The organism is Nocardia pseudobrasiliensis NBRC 108224 (genome assembly GCF_001613105.1).
Lineage (GTDB): Bacteria > Actinomycetota > Actinomycetes > Mycobacteriales > Mycobacteriaceae > Nocardia > Nocardia pseudobrasiliensis.
Genome location: NZ_BDBS01000005.1, coordinates 1 through 22,539, shown reverse-complemented (window position 1 = coordinate 22,539; position 22,539 = coordinate 1). Strand labels below are relative to the sequence as shown.

The 22,539-nt window shown below is 67.1% G+C and carries 18 protein-coding genes; 10 read left to right on the top strand and 8 right to left on the bottom strand.

Annotated elements, in window-relative coordinates; all coding sequences use genetic code 11:
• Nucleotides 1–30: 30 nt before the first annotated feature.
• From NP4_RS07105 to NP4_RS07095, 3 genes are read left to right on the top strand one after another with little or no spacing between them, the layout of a single operon-like run.
• Nucleotides 31–402, top strand: coding sequence for an STAS domain-containing protein (locus NP4_RS07105; protein ID WP_067993858.1), 372 nt, complete (start codon nucleotides 31–33; stop codon nucleotides 400–402).
• Complete coding sequence (locus tag NP4_RS07100) at nucleotides 399–4,268, top strand: SpoIIE family protein phosphatase (protein WP_067993855.1); 3,870 nt, start codon at nucleotides 399–401, stop codon at nucleotides 4,266–4,268. Before NP4_RS07105 ends, NP4_RS07100 begins: the two co-directional genes overlap by 4 nt.
• The gene (locus NP4_RS07095) at nucleotides 4,265–4,588 is read left to right on the top strand and encodes an STAS domain-containing protein (protein ID WP_067993852.1); all 324 of its coding nucleotides are present in this window, start codon (nucleotides 4,265–4,267) and stop codon (nucleotides 4,586–4,588) included. The genes NP4_RS07100 and NP4_RS07095 overlap by 4 nt, the downstream gene beginning before the upstream one ends.
• A 23-nt stretch (nucleotides 4,589–4,611) precedes the next feature.
• Here NP4_RS07095 and NP4_RS07090 read toward each other — a convergent pair whose 3' ends face one another.
• The gene (locus NP4_RS07090; protein ID WP_067993850.1) at nucleotides 4,612–5,226 is read right to left on the bottom strand and encodes a GTP cyclohydrolase II; all 615 of its coding nucleotides are present in this window, start codon (nucleotides 5,224–5,226) and stop codon (nucleotides 4,612–4,614) included.
• Nucleotides 5,227–5,320: 94 nt separating this feature from the next.
• On the opposite strand from NP4_RS07090, the gene NP4_RS07085 reads away from it, so the two are divergent.
• From NP4_RS07085 to NP4_RS07070, 4 genes are read left to right on the top strand one after another with little or no spacing between them, the layout of a single operon-like run.
• Nucleotides 5,321–5,782, top strand: coding sequence for a MarR family winged helix-turn-helix transcriptional regulator (locus NP4_RS07085; protein WP_067993847.1), 462 nt, complete (start codon nucleotides 5,321–5,323; stop codon nucleotides 5,780–5,782).
• Nucleotides 5,783–5,816: 34 nt separating this feature from the next.
• Nucleotides 5,817–6,296 (top strand): carboxymuconolactone decarboxylase family protein, encoded by a 480-nt coding sequence (locus tag NP4_RS07080; protein ID WP_067993844.1) that lies wholly within the window; start codon nucleotides 5,817–5,819, stop codon nucleotides 6,294–6,296.
• A gap of 4 nt (nucleotides 6,297–6,300) precedes the next feature.
• Nucleotides 6,301–6,615 carry a GNAT family N-acetyltransferase gene (locus NP4_RS07075; protein ID WP_067993842.1) on the top strand — a complete coding sequence of 105 codons (315 nt, stop codon included), beginning with the start codon at nucleotides 6,301–6,303 and terminating at the stop codon, nucleotides 6,613–6,615.
• Nucleotides 6,616–6,624: 9 nt separating this feature from the next.
• A complete protein-coding gene (locus NP4_RS07070; RefSeq protein WP_067994770.1) occupies nucleotides 6,625–7,593 on the top strand; it encodes a pirin family protein in 969 nt (322 codons plus the stop codon).
• Here NP4_RS07070 and NP4_RS07065 read toward each other — a convergent pair.
• Entirely contained in the window at nucleotides 7,590–8,465 is an 876-nt protein-coding gene (locus NP4_RS07065; protein WP_067993838.1) for a helix-turn-helix transcriptional regulator, read from the bottom strand. The two genes, NP4_RS07070 and NP4_RS07065, sit on opposite strands and share 4 nt — an antisense overlap.
• A 101-nt stretch (nucleotides 8,466–8,566) precedes the next feature.
• On the opposite strand from NP4_RS07065, the gene NP4_RS07060 reads away from it, so the two are divergent.
• Both NP4_RS07060 and NP4_RS07055 read left to right on the top strand, forming a co-directional pair.
• Nucleotides 8,567–9,571: an aldo/keto reductase gene (locus NP4_RS07060; RefSeq protein WP_067993835.1), complete on the top strand. Its 1,005-nt coding sequence runs from the start codon at nucleotides 8,567–8,569 to the stop codon at nucleotides 9,569–9,571.
• A gap of 105 nt (nucleotides 9,572–9,676) precedes the next feature.
• Complete coding sequence (locus tag NP4_RS07055) at nucleotides 9,677–10,330, top strand: DUF8020 domain-containing protein (RefSeq protein ID WP_067993832.1); 654 nt, start codon at nucleotides 9,677–9,679, stop codon at nucleotides 10,328–10,330.
• On the opposite strand, the gene NP4_RS07050 is transcribed toward NP4_RS07055, so the two are convergent.
• The 3 genes from NP4_RS07050 to NP4_RS07040 all read right to left on the bottom strand — a co-directional run bounded on the left by NP4_RS07050 (nucleotide 10,299) and on the right by NP4_RS07040 (nucleotide 12,709).
• Complete coding sequence (locus NP4_RS07050; RefSeq protein WP_067993829.1) at nucleotides 10,299–10,769, bottom strand: PaaI family thioesterase; 471 nt, start codon at nucleotides 10,767–10,769, stop codon at nucleotides 10,299–10,301. The two genes, NP4_RS07055 and NP4_RS07050, sit on opposite strands and share 32 nt — an antisense overlap.
• A 29-nt stretch (nucleotides 10,770–10,798) precedes the next feature.
• Complete coding sequence (locus tag NP4_RS07045; protein WP_067993826.1) at nucleotides 10,799–11,992, bottom strand: Cmx/CmrA family chloramphenicol efflux MFS transporter; 1,194 nt, start codon at nucleotides 11,990–11,992, stop codon at nucleotides 10,799–10,801.
• 186 nt (nucleotides 11,993–12,178) lie between these two features.
• A complete protein-coding gene (locus NP4_RS07040) occupies nucleotides 12,179–12,709 on the bottom strand; it encodes a CGNR zinc finger domain-containing protein (RefSeq protein ID WP_067993823.1) in 531 nt (176 codons plus the stop codon).
• A gap of 38 nt (nucleotides 12,710–12,747) precedes the next feature.
• On the opposite strand from NP4_RS07040, the gene NP4_RS07035 reads away from it, so the two are divergent.
• A complete protein-coding gene (locus tag NP4_RS07035) occupies nucleotides 12,748–13,692 on the top strand; it encodes an EamA family transporter (RefSeq protein WP_067993820.1) in 945 nt (314 codons plus the stop codon).
• A gap of 183 nt (nucleotides 13,693–13,875) precedes the next feature.
• Here the strand turns inward: NP4_RS07035 and NP4_RS07030 are convergent, their stop codons facing one another.
• The 3 genes from NP4_RS07030 to NP4_RS07020 all read right to left on the bottom strand — a co-directional run bounded on the left by NP4_RS07030 (nucleotide 13,876) and on the right by NP4_RS07020 (nucleotide 22,512).
• Complete coding sequence (locus NP4_RS07030) at nucleotides 13,876–17,829, bottom strand: DNA-directed RNA polymerase subunit beta' (RefSeq protein ID WP_067993817.1); 3,954 nt, start codon at nucleotides 17,827–17,829, stop codon at nucleotides 13,876–13,878.
• A gap of 95 nt (nucleotides 17,830–17,924) precedes the next feature.
• On the bottom strand, nucleotides 17,925–21,410 hold the full coding sequence (rpoB, locus tag NP4_RS07025) for a DNA-directed RNA polymerase subunit beta (protein ID WP_067993814.1): 3,486 nt from the start codon (nucleotides 21,408–21,410) through the stop codon (nucleotides 17,925–17,927).
• A 415-nt stretch (nucleotides 21,411–21,825) separates the two neighbouring features.
• On the bottom strand, nucleotides 21,826–22,512 hold the full coding sequence (locus NP4_RS07020) for a hypothetical protein (RefSeq protein WP_067993811.1): 687 nt from the start codon (nucleotides 22,510–22,512) through the stop codon (nucleotides 21,826–21,828).
• Nucleotides 22,513–22,539 lie beyond the last annotated feature (27 nt).

Sequence of the window (22,539 nt, the reverse complement as noted above, 5' to 3'; positions counted from 1 at the left end):
ACAACGGATCGAATACCGAGGCGGGCTCAGGTGAGACGTTTGACGGTCGACCACGAGGTCGGAACGGACGCGGTGATCGTGCGCGCCGCCGGCGACGTGGACATCAGCACCGTCCGGATACTGGTCGAACAGCTGACCGAGGGGTTGGCGCTGGCCTCGACACACCCCGGTCGATTGCTGGTGCTCGACCTGGCCGAGGTCAGCTACTTCGGCAGCGCGGGCCTCAACGCCGCGCTGGAATGCCATGAACAGGGGCGGGCCGCGGGCGTCGCGGTGCGGCTGGTGGCCGAGCACGGGCGCGTGCTGCGACCGCTGCAGGTGACCAACCTCGACAGCGTGCTCGCGATCTTCCCGACCCTGGACCAGGCCCTGCTACCAGAGGATTCCGAGTCGCAGCCGTGACCGCCGAGCCCCTGCCTCGCGACGAGTCGGCGATCCCCGCCGATCTGGCCGCCGCGATCACGACGGGCGGGGAGATGGGCAGGCGGTTCGGCGAATTCGACTGGGCCGCACATCCGCTGGGGCCGCTGTGCGACTGGCCGGGTGAACTGCGCTCGATCGTCGCGGTCGCACTGACCTCGCGTTTTCCCATCGTGCTGTGGATCGGCGGACCTGAACTGTTCCTCGTCTACAACGATCCCTACAGCTGGATCATGGGCGATAAGCATCCTGCCGCGCTGGGCAGAGCCGCCCATGATGTGTGGTGGGAGATCTGGGACCAGATCGAACCGATGCTTCGGGGCGTACTCGACACCGGACAGGCGACCTGGTCGAGGGACCTGATGCTGCCGCTGGTCACGTCCGGGCGGCCGGAAGAGCGGTACTTCACCTTCAGCTACAGCCCGATGTTCGGCGCCGATGGCTCGGTGTACGGCGTCTTCTGCGCGGTGAACGAGACCACCGACCGGGTCCTCAGCGATCGCCGACTGCATCTGCTCAACGCCATGGCTACCGCGGTGATGGAGACCCGTACGTCGGACGACGCGATCCGCGCCGCGCTGACGGCCTGTTCGCGGCATCCGGCGGATGTGCCGCTGCTGGCGCTGTACGTCCACGACGACGACGCCGGGGATGCCCTGCTGCGCGGTGCGACACCGGCCGGTGAGGCGGCGATGCCGCACTCGCTGTCGCATTTGACCGACTCCGACCCGACCCGGTGGACGCGCGCGGACATCGAGGTGCTCGACGCCTTCCCCACGGTTGTCCCCGGCCTCGAGTTTCTCGAAAGCGACTGTCCCGAGCAGGCACTCGTGCTGCCGCTGGGTGACGGACCGGTGCGCGGCGCGGTGGTTGTCGGCACGAATCCGCACCGTCCCCTCGATAAGCAGTATCGAGCCTTCTGCCGCCTGCTGGCCGATCAGTTGGCCTCGGCCCTGGCCGCCGCGATCTCCTATGAGCACCAACGCAAACGCGCCGACGCGCTCTCCGAACTCGACCGCGCCAAGACCACCTTCCTGACCAATGTCAGTCATGAATTCCGCACCCCGCTCACGCTGCTGCTGGGACCGCTCGACGACGCCCTGGCCGAAGCCGACGATCCGGTGCTGGCCGACCGGCTGGCCACCGCGCATCGCAATGCGGGACGGCTACTGCGGCTGGTCGATTCGCTGCTGGACTTCTCCCGCATCGAGGCCGGGCGGGCGAACGCGAATCGGGTGCCCACCGACGTCGGCCTGCGCACCGCGAATATCGCCGCGTCGTTCGCCGAGCTGTGCCAGCGCGCCGGAATCGAGCTCGTCATCGACTGCCATTCGGTGACCGCGGAGATCGACACCGCGATGTGGGAGACGATCGTGCTGAACCTGCTGTCCAACGCGATCAAGTTCACCTTCGACGGCTCGATCCGGGTCGAGGTGCGCGCCGAGCCCGACGGCAGCCGGATCACCGTGCGCGACACCGGGATCGGTATCGCCCGCAAGCATCTGGGCCGGCTGTTCGAACGGTTCTACCGCGCCGACAACGCCCGCGGGCGCAGCGTGGAGGGTTCGGGCATCGGCCTGTCGCTGGTACGCGGGCTGGTGGAACTACAGGGCGGGACCGTCGCGATCGACAGTGAGCTGGGAAAGGGTACGACGGTCACCATTCGACTGCCCGCCGCGACCGCGGCCCCGTCCGCCGAACTCGAGGTCATCTCGACCGCCTACGACAATCCGTTCGTCGCCGAGGCGGGACAGTGGCTGATCGAGACCCCCGCACCGGATGCGACGGACGGGCGGCCCCTGGTACTGGTCGCCGACGACAATGCCGATATGCGCAGACATGTCGATCGGGTGCTGTCGGCGTATTGGCGCACGATGCTGGTGGCCGACGGCGAGGCGGCACTGCGCGCGGTGCGCGAACACCGTCCCGATGTGGTGATCACCGATGTGATGATGCCCGGGATGGACGGTTTCGAACTCGTCGACGCCATCCGCGCGGACCCGGCATTGGCGTCCACGCCCGTGCTGATGCTGTCCGCCCGGACCGGAAGCGATTCCGCGAGTGCGGGTTTCGCCGGTGGCGCCGACGACTATCTGCCGAAGCCCTTCGCCTCCCAGGATCTGGTCGACCGGGTCGCCGCGCGCGTGGCCGCGGCCGACCGGGAGCGGATCCGGCGGCGGCGTCGCGAAGCCGATGCCCACCGCGCCACTGCCCTCGCCCAGTTCGACGCGGCATTGCAGGCCACCGACACCACCGGCGAAATCCTGACGGCACTGCTCGATTCGAGTATCGGCACGGCCCGGGCGATCGCGGCGGGTATCGCGGTGCTCGACCCCGAAACCGAGCGCATCCGAACCGAATACGCCGGTGATCTGCCCACCGAACTGCGCGATCGCTATCACGTCCTGGATCTGGACACGCCGAATCCGGTCGTCGAGGTCGTGCGCACCGGCCACTCGGTGGTGGTGAGCGATATCGCCGCGCTGGACGCCCGCTATCGACACTTCAGCGCCGATGTCGCCGGACATGTCCGGGCCCTGGTGGCGCATCCGCTGCGCGACGACGCGGGCCGGATCGCCGGCGCGCTGGTCCTGCTGTGGGCCGAACCGTATCCGTTCGGCGGCGCGGAACTCGACATCCTCGCCCGCACCGCCGAAATGGTCGAATCGGCGCTGAGCCGGGTACGGATCCTGCAGCGCGAGCACCGCATCGCCGTCGAATTCCAGGAACATCTGCTCGATCTGGATCACCGCTCCACCAGCGCGGTGGTGTCGGGGATCTATCAGCCCGCCGGTGAGGCGATGCGGGTGGGCGGCGACTGGTATCTGGCCACACCGCTGAAAGATCCCGACCGGCTGGGCATTTCGGTCGGCGATGTGGTCGGACACGGTCTGCCCGCGGCGATCGTGATGAGCAAATTGCGCGCGGCGCTGGCCGCGACCGCGCTGACCGCCACCGATCCGGCCGCGCTGCTGGAGGATCTGGATCGGTACGCGGCCACGGTCGCCGGGGCGCGCTGCGCGACGGTCAGCTACGCGATACTCGACACATCAAGGGGCACAATCGATTACACCTGCGCGGGCCATCCCTATCCGCTGCTGCTCACCCCCGACGGGCAGGCCCGCTACCTCCTTCGGGGTCGCCGCCCGCCGGTGGCCGCCTGGCCCGGCCGCTGGGAAGATCCGACCGGTCGGGAACAGCTGCCGCCGGGCAGTCTGGTGCTGCTCTACACCGACGGGCTGATCGAGCGGCCCGGTGAGACGCTCGACGACGGATTCGACCGGCTGCGAACGGCTCTCGCCGCCTGCGCCCGGCTGCCGGTCGGCGCGGTCTGCGACGAGTTGGTGCGCCGCATGGCCCCGCCCGGCGGCTATACCGACGATGTGGCGATGCTCGCGGTGCGGCCGGTGCACAGCGGCCCCGACAGCCTGGCCATGGTCATCGCGGCCACGCCGGACGAGGTGCCCGCGCTGCGCGACCGTTTGCGGCGCTGGCTCGACGATCTCGGCGTCGAATTCCAGCGCCGCAGCGATATTCTGCTCGCGGTCGGCGAGGCGGTGACCAATGCCATCGAGCACGGGGCGCGCTCCGATCCGCACGATACGGTCTCCCTCGAGGCCTTCCGTCACACCGATCATCTGACCGCGGTCGTCAGCGATACCGGCCGCTGGTCCCACGACTCCTCGGCCAGCCATCGCAGTGCGCTGGGTGGGCGCGGGCTCAGGCTCATCAACGGTCTGGCCGATCGCGTCGACACCGTCCGGACGGCCCGCGGCACCCGCATCACCCTGCGGTTCGATCACCCGGCCGCAATCGCATCGCATCCGCCGAACGGAGATCGGTCATGACCCGAGCCGCATTCGAACTGCATACCGACGGTCTGGCGGGGAGGCCACCGACGGTCGCGGTCACCGGCGAGGTCGATGTGACCAATGCCGGGGATTTCGCGGAATCGGTTGCGGCACTGCCCGGTCGGCGACCGTTGCTGCTCGAGTTGAGCCTGCTCGGCTATCTCGACAGCGCGGGTTTCGCGGCCCTGGATCGCTTATTGGCCGATGACGCCGTGGTGCTGGTGCTGGCGCCGGGCAGTCCGATACATCGCGCGGCCGAACTGGTGGATCTGCCCTTCCACGACAACGCCGACACCGCGGCCCGCAGCCTCGAATAACCGGGCGTTCGGATCCGCCTCCTTCATCCGATCAAACGTATTGTGTGGCCGGTATGTTCGGCCTTCGCCCGCAGATACCGCAGATTCGACGGCGTGGCATGCACGCCGGTCGGGACGGTCTCGCGCACCTCGATGCCGTGGGTGCGCAGCTGACGGGGCTTGTCCGGATTGTTGGTCAGCAGATCGACCGCGGCGACGCCCAGTGCGCTGAGCATCTGCGCGGCGGCGCGATAGTCGCGCCCGTCCTCGGGCAGGCCCAGCGCGGTATTGGCCTGATAGGTGTCCAGGCCCTGATCCTGCAGGGCATAGGCGTCGAGTTTGTTGTACAGCCCGATATCGCGGCCCTCCTGGCGCAGATACAGCAGAATGCCGCCGGTCTCGGCGATCCGCTCGACCGCCTCGCGCAGCTGCGGACCGCAATCGCAACGCGCCGAACCGAATACGTCCCCGGTAAGACATTCCGAATGCAGCCGGACCAGCGGTGTGCGCGAGAGCGGCCGATTACCGAGCAGCAGCGCGAGATGTTCCTTCCCGTCGGCGAGACCGTCGAAGGTGACCGCCTCCGCACTCGCCGAATAGCCGTCACCGAAGGTGAGCGGAATACGCACGCTAGTGCGGACCGTGGCCGTATCTGTCATGGCTGCTCCGATGTCCTGGGACGCTTCGTTCAAATTTGAACCGAAGCTTTGTGGAAGTTATTCCAACCAGAACAACGAACGGTAACCTGCCAGCATGAGCGTTCCGCGCTGGCTGAATGAAACCGAGCAGCGCGCCTGGCTTGCCTTCATCACCGCCGGGGGCCTGCTCAACCGCCGCCTCGACCAACAGCTGGAAAACGATGCCGGACTGTCGCATCTGCAGTACGCGATTCTGGTCCAGCTCGCCGGCGCACCCGAGCACGAACTACGGATGAGTGAGTTGGCGACCACACTGCTCAACTCCAAGAGCAAGCTGACCTATCAGATCGACCGGCTCGAACACGCGGGACTCGTCCGGCGGCGATCGTGTCCGAGCGATATGCGCGCGGTCTACGCGGTGCTGACCGAGGCCGGGCGGCGCAAACTCGAACAGGCCGCCCCCGGCCATGTGGCGACCGTGCGCGAGCTGTTCATCGATGTACTCACCCCCGAACAACTCGGCACCCTCGGCGACGGTTTGAGTGAGATCGTTCGCAGGCTGCGCGACGAGCGCTGAACGGATTCCGGTACCCGGTTACGATTCGTCCGCTATGCAATCACCCACGCCGGACGCCCGTATCTGGATCGATAAGCAGACCCCCGAGCCCTTCCACGCCCTCAACGGGGTGGCCCTCGCGATCCGCACCGCGGCCGCGACGGCGGGGCTGGACCGAGCCCTGGTCGAACTGGTCAATGTGCGCGTCTCGCAGCTCAACGGCTGCCCGTTCTGCCTGAACCTGCACACCCGGGCCGCGGTCGAGGCGGGAGTCACCCAGCAGCAGCTGGATGTGCTGGCGGCCTGGCGACGCTCGGACCTCTACACCCCGGCCCAGCGCGCCGCGCTGAGTCTGGCCGAGCTGACCACCGCATTGCCCGATGAACAGACCCTCGAGCGTGAGTATGCTCTTGCGCGACAACACATGTCGGATGATCAGGTATCCGTCGTCATCTGGGTCGCGACCACCATCGGTGCATTCAATCGCGTGTCGATCATGAGCAGGCATCCGGTGCGGGCACGGAAGGAGAACTGAACCAATGAGCGAGCAGGCTGTGACCACAGCCGTCGTCCGCAACGACGCGCAACACCGCTACGAGATCTGGTACGGCGACAAGCTGGCCGGATTCGCCGAGTACCGGGAGCACGACGATGACGACACCGTCTTCATCCACACCGAGATCGACACCGAATTCGGCGGTAAGGGCCTCGGCAGTGTCCTGGCACACGACGCGATCGAGGATGCGGTGGCGCGGGGACGGGTGATCGTGGCACGCTGCCCGTTCATCAAGGGCTGGCTGGACAAGCATCCGGAATACGACGAGCACGTGGCCGGGAAGGGAATTCAGCGGTGAGTGATCGCGGTGAGTGATCTCGAACAGCATCCGGACGCGACGGTGTGCGAGGCCTCGCCCGCACCCGGCCCGCGCGCGGAGTTCTATCCCGCGCGCGTGGTGCCGCTGGGCGGCGTGCGCGGCGTCACCGTGGAACGTGTACTGCCGCAACGGGATCTGCCGACCGTCGGCGCGTGGTGCTTTCTCGATCACTTCGGCTCCACCGCGCCCAGCGAGGATCTGCCGCCGAATATCGATCCGCATCCGCATATCGGGTTGCAGACCGTCACCTGGCCGTTCGACGGCCGGATCCGCCATCGCGACAGCGTCGGCTCGGATGTGCGGATCGAGCCGGGGCAGCTGAATCTGATGACCTCCGGGCGCGGTATCGCACATTCGGAGTACACCGTGGCCGGTGCGCCCGCGGGGCACGGGCTGCAGTTCTGGATCGCGCTGCCCGATGATCAGCGGTGGATCGAACCGCATTTCGAACAGCATCGCGAACTGCCGGTGCTGGAACTACCGGGGCTCAGCGCGCGGGTGCTGATCGGTTCGCTGGGCGGGGTGAGCTCCCCCGCCGCGGCCTACACCCCGATCGTCGGCGCGGATCTGCGGATCGCCGCGGATGCGGCGGTAACCCTGCCGCTCACAACGGAATTCGAATATGCCGTACTGGTGATCGAGGGCGAGCTGACCGTGGCGGGAACGGTCACCGCGCCGGGCCCGCTGCTGTATCTGGGCAGTGACCGCGACGAGCTGACACTGTCGAGCGAGTCCGGCGCGCACGCGGTGCTCATCGGCGGCGAACCGTTCGGTGAGGATCTGGTGATGTGGTGGAACTTCGTCGGCCGCAGCCATGACGAGATCGACGCCGCGCGCACCGATTGGGAGAACCACGACACCGCCCGATTCGGTGATATCGCGGGACACCCACCGCAGCAACGCATTCCCGCGCCGCCGCTGCCGAATCTGCGGTTGAAGCCGCGCAAGCGGCGCTAGCGCGGTTCGGGAGCGGCTGTGCGCGAATCGGATTCGCTCGGCATGGTCTGAGTGCCGATGACGCGCAACAGATCCAGTTTCTCCTGGGCGTCGGTGCCGGGCCGCGGATAGAACACCAGCAGGTACTGGGCGGCGTTGGGAGTCACCAGGGTTTCACAGACCAGATCGACCAGGCCGACGCGCGGGTCGTCGACGCGTTTGGCGTCGGAGATCCGCACGGCCACTTCGTGTTCGGTCCACAGTCGTTCGAATTCGGCGCTGGCGGCGCGCAATCGGGTCACCAGTTCGGTCACATCGGCGTCGCCCGCGCGGCGGGCCGCGGTGGCGCGCAGATCGGCGACATGTTTGCGGGTCAGGCGTTCCCAGTCCTCGTCGGGGAATTTGCGGCGCTGGCCCGGGTCGGTGAACCAGCGCCACAGCAGGTAGCGATCCATGCCGGTGTGGCCCGCGGCATCGCCCATGAGGATGACGTGCATCCGGTTCTGCACCAGGATCTCGCCCAGATCCGACACCACGCAGGCCGGGGTGTCGGTGAGCTTGTTCAACAGAAACAGCAGGCCGGGGCCGACGTGCCCGCTGCCGCCGACGCGAGTCGGGGCGGGGTGACCGCACAGGTGGTACAGGTGGTCACGTTCGTCGTCGGTCAGCCGCAGCGCACGGGCCAGGGAGCTGAGCACCTGCATCGAGGGATTCGGTCCGCGGGACTGTTCGAGCCGGGTGTAATAGTCGGTCGACATGCCCGTGAGCAGGGCGACCTCGTCGCGGCGCAGGCCCGGGGTGCGGCGGCGCACACCCGGCAGCAGACCGACATCGGCCGGTTGCAGCTGCTCGCGACGGCGACGCAGGAAATCGGCGAGTTCGGCACGGTCCATCGTTCCACTGTGCTCCCGAACCGCCCGCGCAGCCAGGGATCGCCGATCCCCCGATACGCGCTCTCTCCCGGACGCCGTGCGGCGCGCGCAGGATCGTTCACATGACGAATATCGAGAAGGTGCGACTGGGAAGCACCGGCCCCGAGGTCGGGCGCATCGGACTGGGCGCGATGGGCATGTCGGGGATGTACGGCCGGGCCGACGAGGCCGAATCCGCCGCGACCATTCACGCCGCCCTCGACTCGGGTGCGAATCTGGTCGATACGGGCGATTTCTACGGGATGGGCCACAACGAGATGCTCATCCAGCGCGCACTGGCCGATCGCAAGCGCGAGGACTATCTGCTCAGTGTGAAATTCGGCGGACTGCGCGGACCCGACGGCAGCTGGGGTGGCTTCGACAGTCGGCCGGAGGCGGTCCGCAACTTCCTCGCCTACTCGCTGCAACGGCTCGGCGTCGATCACATCGATATCTATCGCCCGGCTCGCCTGGATCCGAACGTGCCGATCGAGGAGACCGTCGGCGCGATCGCGGACATGATCGAGAAGGGCTATGTCCGCCATATCGGCCTGTCCGAGGTGGGCGCGGAGACATTGAAACGGGCCGCGGCCGTCCATCCGATCGTGGATCTGCAGATCGAATACTCCCTGATCTCCCGCGGCATCGAGGCCGAAATCCTTCCTGTCGCCCGCGAACTGGGCATCGGTATCACCGCCTACGGCGTGCTCTCGCGCGGACTGCTCAGCGATTCGCTGCGCGATCGGCCCACCTTCGCCGCCGACGATTTCCGCGCGCACAGCCCGCGCTTCCAGGGCGATAATCTCACCGCCAATCTCCGCTTGGTCGACGCGCTGGCCGACATCGCGACCGCCCGCGGGGTCACGATCGCCCAGCTGGCCATCGCCTGGGCGCTGTCGCGCGGCACGGATATCGTCCCGGTGATCGGCGCTCGCCGCCGCGACCGGTGGGCGGAAGCGCGTGCGGCCCTGGACCTTCGCCTCACCGAGGCCGAACTCGCCGCCATCGAGGCCGCGGTCCCGGCCGATCGGGTGGCCGGTGAGCGGTACGCCGCGCCGCAAATGGCCACGCTCGACAGCGAACGCTAGGTTTCCCATATGCGCCGCACGACAACGCTTTTCCTCACGCTCCGCAGCCGGTAGGTTCATTCGAAACGTCGGGTTTACCGAATTGTGATTGTGAGAGAAGTGCGGATGAGGATCGCGAAAATCGTTGCGGTGGCCGGGCTCTGTGTGAGCGTGGCGGCCGGGGTCACCGGGGTGGCGGGGGCGCAACCGGCGGTGCCGGAGCAGCCGGGGCCCGCGGTGAACGGGACCGATCACGGCGTGGACTATCGGGTCGGGGTCAGCGAGGATTCCCGGGCGGCCGTGAGCACCATCGCGGCGGGCCGGTTCCTCGCCACCTGGGATTCGGAAACAATTGCGGTGACCGATGATTCGGGGCAGCAGATCGCCGCGCTGCCGCTGCATTACGATATCGCCGGTAAGCGCATCGAACTCGCTCCCGAGATCGGCGACGCGGGCCACAGCCTGACCCTCACCCCGACGGCTCAGACTCCCGCGCCGCTGCGCGATATCGAATTGCAGCGTCGACTTTTCGATATCGTGCAGACACATCTGCCCGCGGTGGCCACGGGTGCGGCCATCGGGGCCGCGATCGGATTCGTCCTCGGTTTCCCCGCGGGATTGTTCATCGTCGATTTCATCACCGTGCCGATCACGACGGTGCTGGGCGGGCTGATCGGCGCCGCCGCCGGTATCTACGTCGCCGGCGGTCAGCCCGCCCTGGACACCGCATTGGAATCGGTGAACGGTCTCATTGCCGGCGTGGTCGAACCACCGCGGTGAATTCGGCCCTCGCCACCGGATTTCCGGCGCCGTCGGTGATTTCCACCGGCAGCGCCATTTCGATCGGGATGCGGGCCTGAATATCGGCCCGCATCCGATCCACCTGCGCGGCGGTCAATTCCGAGGTCGCCGCGAACGGACCCGCCGAACCCTTGGCCCGCGCCAGATATTCGATCCGGCCGTCGCGCGCGACGATGAAGGTCTCCGCCATCAAATCCACGATTCCCGAGACCGACGCGCCCATCGCCGCGGTCTCCGCGAGGCCGAACAGCATGGCCGCGTGCAGATCTCCGTTGTGATTGAGATGCTCCGGCGTGGGTGTCATCGTCACGACATTGCGGCCGGGCCGATACTCCGAACCTTCGATTCCGGCGAACCGGATGAAGCCCAACTTCTTGAATCCGGCCATCACCAGCTCACCCAGTGCCGCGTCGGTCATCGCCGCTCCCATCGCTATTGAAACGTGTTCTAATTTTCATACCGGGTGCGGTGCTGCTTGTCCATGGCCGGGGCGAGATCGGCTGCCCCGACGCGGCGGGGCAGGACCGTGCGCAGCGCGGCGAATGCGGCCAGCGCCGCGGCGATCCAGAGGGCCGCGCGGGGATCGTCGCCGATCGCGAGGCCCGCGATGGCCGGGCCGGCGGCCGCGCCGATATTGAGAGCGGTCGTCGCCAGCGCGCCGCCCAGGCGTGGCGCCGCGGCGGAGGCGTGGCGGACGATCAGTCCGATCAGCGTGGAGCCGACCGCGAACGACAGCGCGCCCGCGAGGACGACGGCAATCAGCAGGGCCGGGAGCGATCGAGCCGCCCAACCCGTACAGAGCCACAGCGGTACCAGCGTGACCGCGCCGAGGACGACTATCCGCTCGGCGAAGCGATCGGCATAGCGTCCCGCCATGCTCACCCCCAGTAGAGATCCGAGGCCGAAGGCCGCGAGGGCCACCGAAATCCACTGTGCCGCAGCGCCGCTCACATCGGTGACCAGGACGCCGAGATAGGTGAACGCGGCGAAGGTGGCGGCGTTGACGAGCGCGCCCGACACCAGCAGCGTCCGCACGCGCGAGTCGCCCAGCACACGCCACTCACGCCTTACGGAATCGCCTGAAGCGGTGGTTATTTCGCCCGAATCGACCAGCCACCACAGCGCGGCGAGTGCGGGCAGGCCGACGAGAACGACCGCCCACAGCGCGGCCGGCCAGCCCCACAGCTGCCCGAGCACAGTTCCCGCGGGCACACCGGCTATGCAGGCGAGCGTCACCCCGGCCAGGACGACCGAGGTGGCCCGGCCGACCCGATCCGGCCCGACCAGAGCGGGCAGGGCGGCCAGCGCCACCGCGAGAAATCCGGCGTTAGCGATCGCGGCGATCGCTCGGGTGGCCAACAGTACGGCGAATGTCGTTGTCAGCGCGCCGATTACGTGCGCGATGAGGAAGATCAGCAGGAATCCGGTAAGGGCCCGCCGGGTGGGCAGGCGCCCGGCGGTGACGGCCATGGTCGGCGCGCCGATGATCATGCCGACGGCGAACAACGAGGTGAGCAGGCCCGCCGTACCGATCGAGACGCCGGTGTCGGCGGCGATCGGCGCGAGCAGACCCGAGCACATGAATTCCGAAGTGCCCTGGGCGAATACGGCCGCGGCCAGGGCGAATACCACGATGGGCATATCTCTCCACAGAGTCGAGCTACCAGATGCACGGAAGCCGGACGCGCGGATGTGCGACGGGACAAGCGAATTCGATGAGAACGCCGCCCGAGTGCACCGCACCCGGCGGCTAGCGCCTGGAGGACTCCGGAGAGGACATGTTCGCAACTCTAACAAAAAAATCTGAAACGAGCCGAGCGGGCCGATCTATTTGCGGCGGGCGCGGTAGGCGGCGACGGCGTTGCGGTTGCCGCAGGCGGTGCTGCAGTAGCGGCGAGATCGGTTGCGGGACAGGTCGAGAACTATGCCGTCGCAGGTTTCGTCTGCGCAGATCGCCAGGCGGCTCAGTTCGCCCTCGCGGACGAGATCGATCATGGCCATCGCGGTTTCGACGGCGATGCGGACGGCCAGCGGAGCGTCGGGGGGTACGGCGTGGATGTGATAGTCGACGTCGCCGTGGCGGACCAGCTGCGGGAGGGCCCGGTGGGTCGCGAGGATTTCGTTGATCGCCTCGACCGTGGCGTCGCGATCGCTGGTGAGCAGGCGGCGCAGGGGGGCGCGCAGGGTGCGGACCGCCGCCAGTTCGGCGGCGTCGCCGGTGTGGGATCCGGTATAGCCGTGCCGGACGAAGAATTCGTCCAATTGCGCTGCGTCGAGCAGCGTGTCCGGCTCGACCGCGGAGTTGACCAGTTCCACCGCCGCCGCGAGCGCCTCCTCGGTGTCATGAGCGAAAAGCACATTGACATATTACCAGCGGCTCTCTAGCGTCATGAGTCATGGGGACGATGACACATGACATCTCGGCGCCGGCCCGGCTGCGCACCGGACTGCTGCTCGCACTGCTGTCGGCATCGTCCTTCGGCCTGTCCGGGGCGCTCGCGCACGGACTGATGTCCGCGGGGTGGAGCGCCGCGGCGGTGGTGGCCGTGCGGGTGCTGGTCGGCGGGGTCGTGCTACTGCCCCTGGCGCTGCGTCAGCTGCGCGGCGACTGGGATCCGTTGCGCCGCAACGCCGGACTGATCTGCGCCTATGGTTTGACCGCGGTCGCGGGCACCCAACTCGCCTATTTCAGCGCGGTCGCGCATATGACGGTGGGCGCGGCCCTGCTGATCGAATACACCGCGCCGATCGCCGTGGTCGGCTGGCTGTGGCTGAGCCGAGGCCAACGACCCAGCCGTGCAACGATTTTCGGCGGCGTCCTCGGGATCGCGGGCCTGGTCCTGGTATTGGATCTGCGCTCGGGCATCGGCGCGAACTGGGTCGGCATCGCGTGGGCCCTGGCCGCAATGCTCGGCGCCGCAGCCTATTTCATCCTCTCCGCCCGCGGCGGCGCCGATCTTCCCGGCACGGTCCTGGCCACCGGCGGCCTCCTCATCGGCGGCCTCACCCTCCTCGCGGCGGGCGCCATCGGCATAGTGCCCCTCCGCGCCACCACAACCCCGATCCCCTACGCCCACTTCACCACCCCCCTCTGGCTCCCCCTCCTGGCCCTCGGCACCATCACCGCGGCCATCTCCTACACCACCGGCATAGCCGCCACCCGCCACCTCGGCTCCCGCCTGGCCTCCTTCATAGCCCTCACCGAGGTCCTCGCGGCTATCCTCTTCGCCTGGCTCCTCTTGGCCGAAGCCCCGGGCCTGATCCAATTCCTCGGCGGCGCACTGATCCTCACCGGCCTGGTGGTAGTCCGCCTGGGCGAACCGGAACCGGCCGACGCTTGACGGCTCACCAGGTGACTTCGGGAAGTTCGATTTCGATCAAGAACGGACGCCGTGAATCGGCTGGTCCGAGGGGTGATGCTGGGCGGTAGTCACCCCGTCGGATTGCCTCCGATATGCCAAATGGCATTCGGCCCCCGCTCCGAAAATCGGAGCGGGGGCCGAATGCTGTTGGCTACCCGAGGATTACCGGTAGTCGCTGAAGCCGTAGTCGTCCAGCGGCACCGCGGCACCCGTGGTCTGGCCGAAGCCGTCCGGGGTGTAGTAGGTGTCGTCGTAGGACGGGACGGCGTAGGCGGCCGCGCGGGCCTCCTCGGTGGGCTGGACCTGGATGTTGCGGTAGCGGTTGATACCGGTACCGGCCGGGATCAGCTTGCCGATGATCACGTTCTCCTTCAAGCCGATCAGCTTGTCGGAGCGGCAGTTGATCGCGGCGTCCGTGAGCACGCGGGTCGTCTCCTGGAAGGAGGCGGCCGAGAGCCAGGAATCCGTGGCCAGCGAGGCCTTGGTGATACCCATCAGCACCGGACGGCCGGCCGCGGGCTCGGCGCCCTCGGACACGACGCGGCGGTTCGAGCCCTCGAACTCGGCGCGCTCGACCAGCGAACCGGGCAGGAACTCCGTCGCACCCGAGTCGATGATCGTGACGCGACGCAGCATCTGCCGGACGATGACCTCGATGTGCTTGTCGTGGATGGACACGCCCTGCGACCGGTACACCTCCTGGACCTCGTGCACCAGGTGGATCTGCACCTGACGCGGGCCCATGATGCGCAGCACCTCGTGCGGATCCGCCGAACCCTCCAGCAGCTGCTGGCCGACCTCGACATGGTCGCCGTCGGCGAGCAGACGCTCGGAACCGTCCTCGTGCTTGAACACCCGCAGCCGCTGACGCTTCGACAGCTTGTCGTAGAGCACCTCTTCCGAACCGTCGTCCGGAATGATCGTGATCTTGTAGAAGCGGTCGTCGTCCTCCAGCCGCACGCGACCCGAGACCTCCGCGATGGGGGCCTTGCCCTTGGGCACACGAGCCTCGAACAGCTCCTGCACGCGGGGCAGACCACCCGTGATGTCGTCACCGGCGACACCACCCTGGTGGAAGGTACGCATGGTCAGCTGGGTACCGGGCTCACCGATGGACTGCGCGGCGACGATACCGACGGCCTCGCCGACATCGACCAGCTTGCCGGTCGCCATCGAGCGGCCGTAGCACATGGCACACACACCGGTACCGGAGGTGCAGGTCAGCACGGAGCGGACCTTGACCTCGGTGACACCCGCCTCGAGCAGCGCGTCGATGGCCGGGTCGCCGATGTCGTGACCCTTCTCGACGACGACGTTGCCCTTGGCGTCGACGATGTCGACGGCCGCGGTCCGGGCGTAGGTGCTGGTCTCGACGTGCGGATCGCGGATGAGCGTGCCGTCGGGCTGCTTCTCGGCGATGTGCACGTTGATACCGCGCTCGGTGCCACAGTCGGTCTCGCGGACGATGACGTCCTGCGACACGTCCACCAGACGACGGGTCAGGTAACCCGAGTCGGCGGTACGAAGCGCGGTGTCGGCCAGACCCTTTCGCGCACCGTGGGTGTTGATGAAGTACTCCAGAACCGTCAGGCCCTCGCGGAACGAGGACTTGATCGGCCGCGGGATGAACTCACCCTTCGGGTTGGTCACCAGACCCTTCATGCCCGCGAGGGTACGAGTCTGGGTGAAGTTACCCGTGGCGCCCGAATCGACGATCGTGATGATCGGGTTGTCGGCCGGGTAGTGCGCGCGCAGCGCCTTACCGACCTCTTCGGTGGCCTCCTGCCAGATCTTGACCAGGGCGTTGTTGCGCTCCTGATGATCGAGCGCACCACGCTGGTACTTCTTCTCGATCTGATCCGACTGCGCCTCGTAGCGCTCCATGATCTCGGTCTTCTCCGGCGGAACCAGAACGTCCGACATGGAGACGGTGACACCGGACCGGGTGGCCCAGTAGAAACCGGCGTCCTTGAGCTTGTCGACGGTCTGCGCGACCACGATCATCGGGTAGCGCTCGGCGAGATCGTTGATGATCGCCGCCTGACGCTTCTTCGGCATCTGCTCGTCGATGAACGCGTAGTCCGCCGGGAGCAGCTCGTTGAAGATGACCCGGCCCAGCGTGGTCTTGGTGATCCACGCATCGCCGCGGGTCCAGCCGTCGGGGAACAGCTCGGCCTCGACCTCGCGCTGCGGACGCTGGTTGGTCAGGCGGACCTTGATCAGCGAACGCACGGTCAGCTCACCGCGGTCGACGGCCATCTGGGCCTCGGCCGGCGAGGAGTACACGCCGAATTCCGGCTCGTCCTTGGTGGCGGGGCGGTACTCGCCCTTGGCGCCCTCTTCCAGGCGGGTCAGGTAGTACAGGCCGGTCACCATGTCCAGGCGGGGCATGGCCAGCGGGCGGCCGGACGCCGGGGACAGGATGTTGTTCGAGGACAGCATCAGGATGCGGGCCTCGGCCTGCGCCTCCGCCGACAGCGGCAGGTGCACGGCCATCTGGTCACCGTCGAAGTCGGCGTTGAACGCCTCACAGACGAGCGGGTGCAGCTGGATCGCCTTACCCTCGACCAGCAGCGGCTCGAACGCCTGGATGCCCAGTCGGTGCAGAGTGGGCGCGCGGTTCAGCAGCACGGGGTGCTCGGCGATGACCTCTTCGAGGACGTCCCACACCTGCGGCCGCTGCCGCTCGACCATCCGCTTGGCGGACTTGATGTTCTGCGCGTGGTTCAGGTCGACCAGCCGCTTCATGACGAACGGCTTGAACAGCTCGAGCGCCATCAGCTTCGGCAGACCACACTGGTGCAGCTTCAGCTGCGGACCGACGACGATGACCGAACGGCCCGAGTAGTCGACGCGCTTACCGAGCAGGTTCTGACGGAAACGACCCTGCTTGCCCTTGAGCAGATCCGACAGCGACTTCAGCGGGCGGTTACCCGGTCCGGTGACCGGGCGGCCGCGGCGGCCGTTGTCGAACAGGGCGTCGACCGACTCCTGCAGCATCCGCTTCTCGTTGTTGACGATGATCTCGGGCGCGCCCAGATCGATCAGTCGCTTGAGGCGGTTGTTGCGGTTGATGACGCGGCGGTACAGGTCGTTCAGGTCGGAGGTCGCGAAGCGGCCACCGTCCAGCTGCACCATCGGGCGCAGCTCCGGCGGGATCACCGGAACGGCGTCGAGGACCATGCCCATCGGCGAGTTGCCGTTGGTCTGGAACGCGGCGACGACCTTCAGGCGCTTGAGGGCGCGAAGCTTCTTCTGCCCCTTGCCCGTCCGGATGGTCTCGCGCAGGTTCTCGGCCTCGGCCTCGATGTCGAAGCTCTCCATCAACTTCTGGATGGCCTCGGCACCCATGGCGCCGGTGAAGTACTCGCCGTAGCGATCCTGCAGCTCGCGGTAGAGGACCTCGTCCACGATCAGCTGCTTGACCGACAGCTTGGTGAAGGTGCTCCAGATCTCGTCGAGCCGGTCCAGCTCACGCTGGGCACGGTCGCGCAGCTGACGCATCTCACGCTCGCCGCCGTCCTTGACCTTGCGGCGCACATCGGACTTCGCGCCCTCGGCCTCGAGCTCGGCCAGATCGGCCTCGAGCTTCTGGGCGCGGGCCTCGAGATCGGCGTCGCGCTGGTCGGCGACGTTCTTCTTCTCGACCTCCATCTCGGCCTCGAGCGTGGAGAGCTCGTTGTGCCGAAGCTCGTCGTCGACGGCCACGATGACGTAGGCGGCGAAGTAGATGATCTTCTCGAGATCCTTCGGCGCCAGGTCGAGCAGGTAGCCCAGGCGCGAGGGCACGCCCTTGAAGTACCAGATGTGGGTGACCGGCGCGGCCAGCTCGATGTGGCCCATCCGCTCACGACGCACCTTGGCGCGAGTCACCTCGACGCCACAGCGCTCACAGATGATGCCCTTGAAACGCACGCGCTTGTACTTGCCGCAGTAGCACTCCCAGTCCCGGGTGGGACCGAAGATCTTCTCGCAGAACAAGCCGTCCTTCTCCGGCTTGAGCGTGCGGTAGTTGATGGTCTCCGGCTTCTTGACCTCTCCGTAGGACCAGTTACGGATGTCTTCGGCGGTCGCCAGGCCGATCCGGAGTTCATCGAAGAAGTTGACGTCTAGCACGTAACTTCCTTTCCCCTGTTCGGGTTGAGTTTCGAGCAAAATTCGCTAGTTGGTTTGCCCCCGAGCCCCTTTGGGGGCTCGGGGACCGAATCGGCTCACTGCGCCAGGTCGTCGACCGTCGCAGCCTCGTTGCGGGACAGGTTGATTCCCAGATTCGCCGCGGCGCGCTCGAGATCCTCGTCCTCGCCCTCGCGCAGTTCGATCGCGGCGCCGTCGGACGACAGCACCTCGACGTTCAGGCACAGCGACTGGAGTTCCTTGAGCAGAACCTTGAACGACTCCGGAATGCCCGGCTCGGGGATGTTCTCGCCCTTGACGATCGCCTCGTACACCTTCACGCGGCCCACCACGTCGTCGGACTTGATGGTCAGCAGTTCCTGCAGGGTGTAGGCGGCGCCGTAGGCCTGCATGGCCCAACATTCCATCTCACCGAAGCGCTGACCACCGAACTGCGCCTTACCACCGAGCGGCTGCTGGGTGATCATCGAGTACGGACCGGTCGAACGCGCGTGGATCTTGTCGTCGACCAGGTGGTGCAACTTCAGGATGTACATGTAGCCGACCGCGACCGGATACGGGAACGGCTCGCCGGAACGTCCGTCGAACAGCACCGACTTGCCGTCGGAGTTGACCATGACCTCGCCGTCGCGGTTGGGCAGGGTCGAGCCGAGCAGACCGGTCAGCTCCTTCTCCTGCGCACCGTCGAACACCGGGGTCGCGATATTGGTGTCGGCGGGCTGACCGAGCATCTCCTCGGGCAGGTTCTTCGCCCACTCCGGATCGCCGTCGACCTGCCAACCGGCCTTGGCGATCCACCCGAGGTGGGTCTCCAGGATCTGGCCGATGTTCATACGACGCGGCACACCATGGGTGTTCAGGATGATGTCGACCGGGGTGCCGTCGGGCATGAACGGCATGTCCTCCTTGGGGAGGATCTTGCCGATGACGCCCTTGTTGCCGTGGCGGCCGGCGAGCTTGTCGCCGTCCTGGATCTTGCGCTTCTGCGCCACGTACACCCGGACCAGCTCGTTGACGCCCGGGGGCAGATCGTCGTCGTCCTCGCGCGAGAACACGCGGATACCGATGACCTTGCCGGACTCGCCGTGCGGCACCTTCAGCGAGGTGTCGCGGACCTCGCGGGCCTTCTCACCGAAGATCGCGCGCAGCAACCGCTCCTCGGGCGTCAGCTCGGTCTCACCCTTCGGGGTGACCTTGCCGACCAGGATGTCGCCGTCGCGGACCTCGGCGCCGATGCGCACGATGCCGCGCTCGTCGAGATCGGCCAGCACCTCGTCGGAGACGTTCGGGATGTCCCGGGTGATCTCCTCGGCGCCGAGCTTGGTGTCACGGGCGTCGATTTCGTGCTCCTCGATGTGAATCGAGGTGAGCACGTCCTCCTCCACGAGGCGCTGCGACAGGATGATCGCGTCCTCGTAGTTGTGACCCTCCCACGGCATGACCGCGACGAGCAGATTCTTGCCCAGCGCCATCTCACCGTTCTCGGTGCACGGGCCGTCGGCCAGAACCTGGCCCTTCTCGACCCGCTGGCCCTCGTCCACGATCGGACGCTGGTTGGCGCAGGTGCCCTGGTTCGAGCGAGCGAACTTGCGCATGCGGTACGAGCGGCGGGTGCCGTCGTCGTGCATGACGGTGATGTAGTCGGCCGAAACCTCTTCCACCACACCGGGCTTCTCGTTGACGACCACATCGCCGGCGTCGACCGCGGCGCGCAGTTCCATACCGGTGCCCACCAGCGGCGACTCGGAACGGATCAGCGGCACGGCCTGACGCTGCATGTTCGCGCCCATGAGGGCACGGTTGGCGTCGTCGTGCTCGAGGAACGGAATCATCGCGGTCGCGACCGAGACCATCTGGCGCGGCGAGACGTCCATGTAGTCGACGGCCGTCGCCGGAACGAGCTCGTTCTCCTCGTTGCCGCGGCGGGCGAGGACGCGGTCCTCGAGGAAGCGGCCGTCCGAGTCCACCGGCGAATTCGCCTGGGCGCGGATGTGGCGATCCTCTTCGTCGGCGGTCAGGTACACGACCTCGTCGGTGACCCGGCCATCGACGACCTTGCGGTACGGCGTCTCGATGAAGCCGAACGGGTTGACCCGCGCGTACACCGACAGCGAGCCGATCAGACCGATGTTCGGGCCTTCCGGCGTCTCGATCGGGCACATGCGGCCGTAGTGCGAGGGGTGCACGTCGCGGACTTCCAGACCGGCGCGCTCACGGGACAGACCACCCGGGCCCAGCGCCGACAGGCGACGCTTGTGGGTCAGACCCGACAGCGGGTTGTTCTGGTCCATGAACTGCGACAGCTGCGAGGTGCCGAAGAACTCCTTGATCGCCGCCACGACGGGACGGATGTTGATCAGGGTCTGCGGCGTGATCGCCTCGACGTCCTGGGTCGTCATGCGCTCGCGCACAACGCGTTCCATACGGGACAGGCCGACCCGGATCTGGTTCTGGATCAGCTCGCCGACGGTGCGCAGGCGACGGTTGCCGAAGTGGTCGATGTCGTCGACCTCGACCGGCACCTCGACGCCGCCGGGGGCGGTCATCATGGTGTCGCCCTGGTGCAGGCGGACCAGGTACTCGATGGTGGTGATGATGTCGTCGCGGGTCAGCACCGAGCCGATGATCGGCTCGCCCGGGTGGATGCCCAGCTTCTTGTTGACCTTGTAGCGGCCGACGCGCGCGAGGTCGTAACGCTTCTCCTTGAAGAACAGGTTCTCCAGCAGGGTCTGCGCGGACTCCTTGGTCGGCGGCTCGCCCGGACGCAGCTTGCGGTAGATGTCCAACAGCGCCTCGTCCTGACCGGCGGTGTTGTCCTTCTCCAGCGTCGACATCATGATCTCGGAGAAGCCGAAGCGCTCGACGATCTCCTCGGTGGTCATGCCGAGCGCCTTGAGCAGCACGGTGACCGGCTGGCGGCGCTTGCGATCGATACGCACGCCTACGGTGTCGCGCTTGTCGACGTCGAATTCCAGCCACGCGCCACGGCTCGGGATCACGCGGACGCTGTGCAGCAGCTTCTCGGTGCCCTTGTCGATGGACTCGTCGAAGTAGACGCCCGGCGAGCGGACCAGCTGCGAGACGACGACGCGCTCGGTGCCGTTGATGATGAACGTGCCCTTGTCGGTCATCATCGGGAAATCACCCATGAAGACCGTCTGAGACTTGATCTCACCCGTGTTGTTGTTGATGAACTCCGCGGTGACGAACAACGGCGCCGCGTAGGTCATGTCCTTGTCCTTGCACTCATCGATGGAGGCCTTGACCTCTTCGAAGCGCGGATCGGAGAAGGACAGGGACATCGATCCCGAGAAGTCCTCGATCGGCGAGAGCTCCTCGAGCACCTCCTCGAGCCCGCCGAACGGATTGACGTCGCCACGGGCGATCGCCTTCTCCCGCCAATCCGGCGAACCGATCAACCAGGCGAACGAGTCGGTCTGTAGATCGAGAAGACCCGGAACCTCGAGAGGCTCACGGATCTTCGCGAAAGACACCCGCTTCGGGGCTCCGGGGATACCGGCCTTGGTCTGGGTGGAGACTGCCAAGATGCGTCCTTCCAGCACCTCACGCGCGTCGCGTGGTGGTCCGCGACCGTCGCTTGTCTTTGCTACGAGTTCCGCTGGTTACACCCCGCACGAAACCCGAACAGCAAAAAACGGAAGTAACACCTCGACGGTGGAACTTTCGTAGTGCGATCAAGGTATGGACAGGAGGCAGCCAGCGCAACGTCCAAACCTACACCCATACAGAAGGGGTGTCAAAGTACCACCCGAGTCGAGTTTCAAACGGTTGGCGCGCCGAGCCCGTTTCCGCTGGCTGCGTTCGGACTCGTCGGCTGCGTCTCAACCGGGGCACTCGACCCTGTGACAGCTGCCGCTGTTGTGAATAGCGTGACTGGTCGGACGAGACTCGTCAAGTGGCGAGGCCGCCACAGCGGCCCCGAGATCGCCTGTGGCGCTGGCAATTCACCCGCTGACCTCAGAGATTGGGCAGGTCGCTCGCCAACCAGTGCCCGTCGACCTTCTCCAGACGCAGCAAGATCGGGCCCGACGCGCTCGGCTGCGCGACGCCGTCCTTGGTGAGTCCGACCGTGGTGTTCGCGAGAACTTCGGCGCGATCGGCGGTGAGCAAAGTCACACCAACGGGCTCGGTGTGAACCTCGGATTTCGCCCCGGTCTGCTGATACGCCTGCATCACACCGTCGAGGTATTTGTCCGAATCGGCCAGCGCCTTACCGGTCAGTACCTTGCGGGCCGCGGCCTTGTATCCCGCGAGATCCTTGGCGTCGACGCCGTAGACCGCGCTCAGCACCTGGCCCGCGGCGGCCTTCACCTGAGCGGTCTGATCATTGTCCAGATAGGCCCGGTTGGAATCGTCCACGCCCGGACGGAACGCGGCGGTCACCGCGAAGGCCGCCAGCAGCGCCGCGGCGATCAGGCAGAGCACGGCCGGACGCCACGGCGAGGCGCCGACGATCTCGGCGCGCCGGGGCAGGCGCCAGCGCCGACCGGATGCGGCGGACTCCTCGACGACCTCGGATTTGCGCTGCTGCGCGGGACCGGGACGACCGGCGACCCGGCGCGTGGTGGTCTTCTTCGCGGGCGCGAGCGCGGCGGCGGGACGACGGCGGGAGGTGACCCGGTTGATCGGGCGACGGGAATTCATGGTCGTGAACCTCCTTACTGTCCGGGC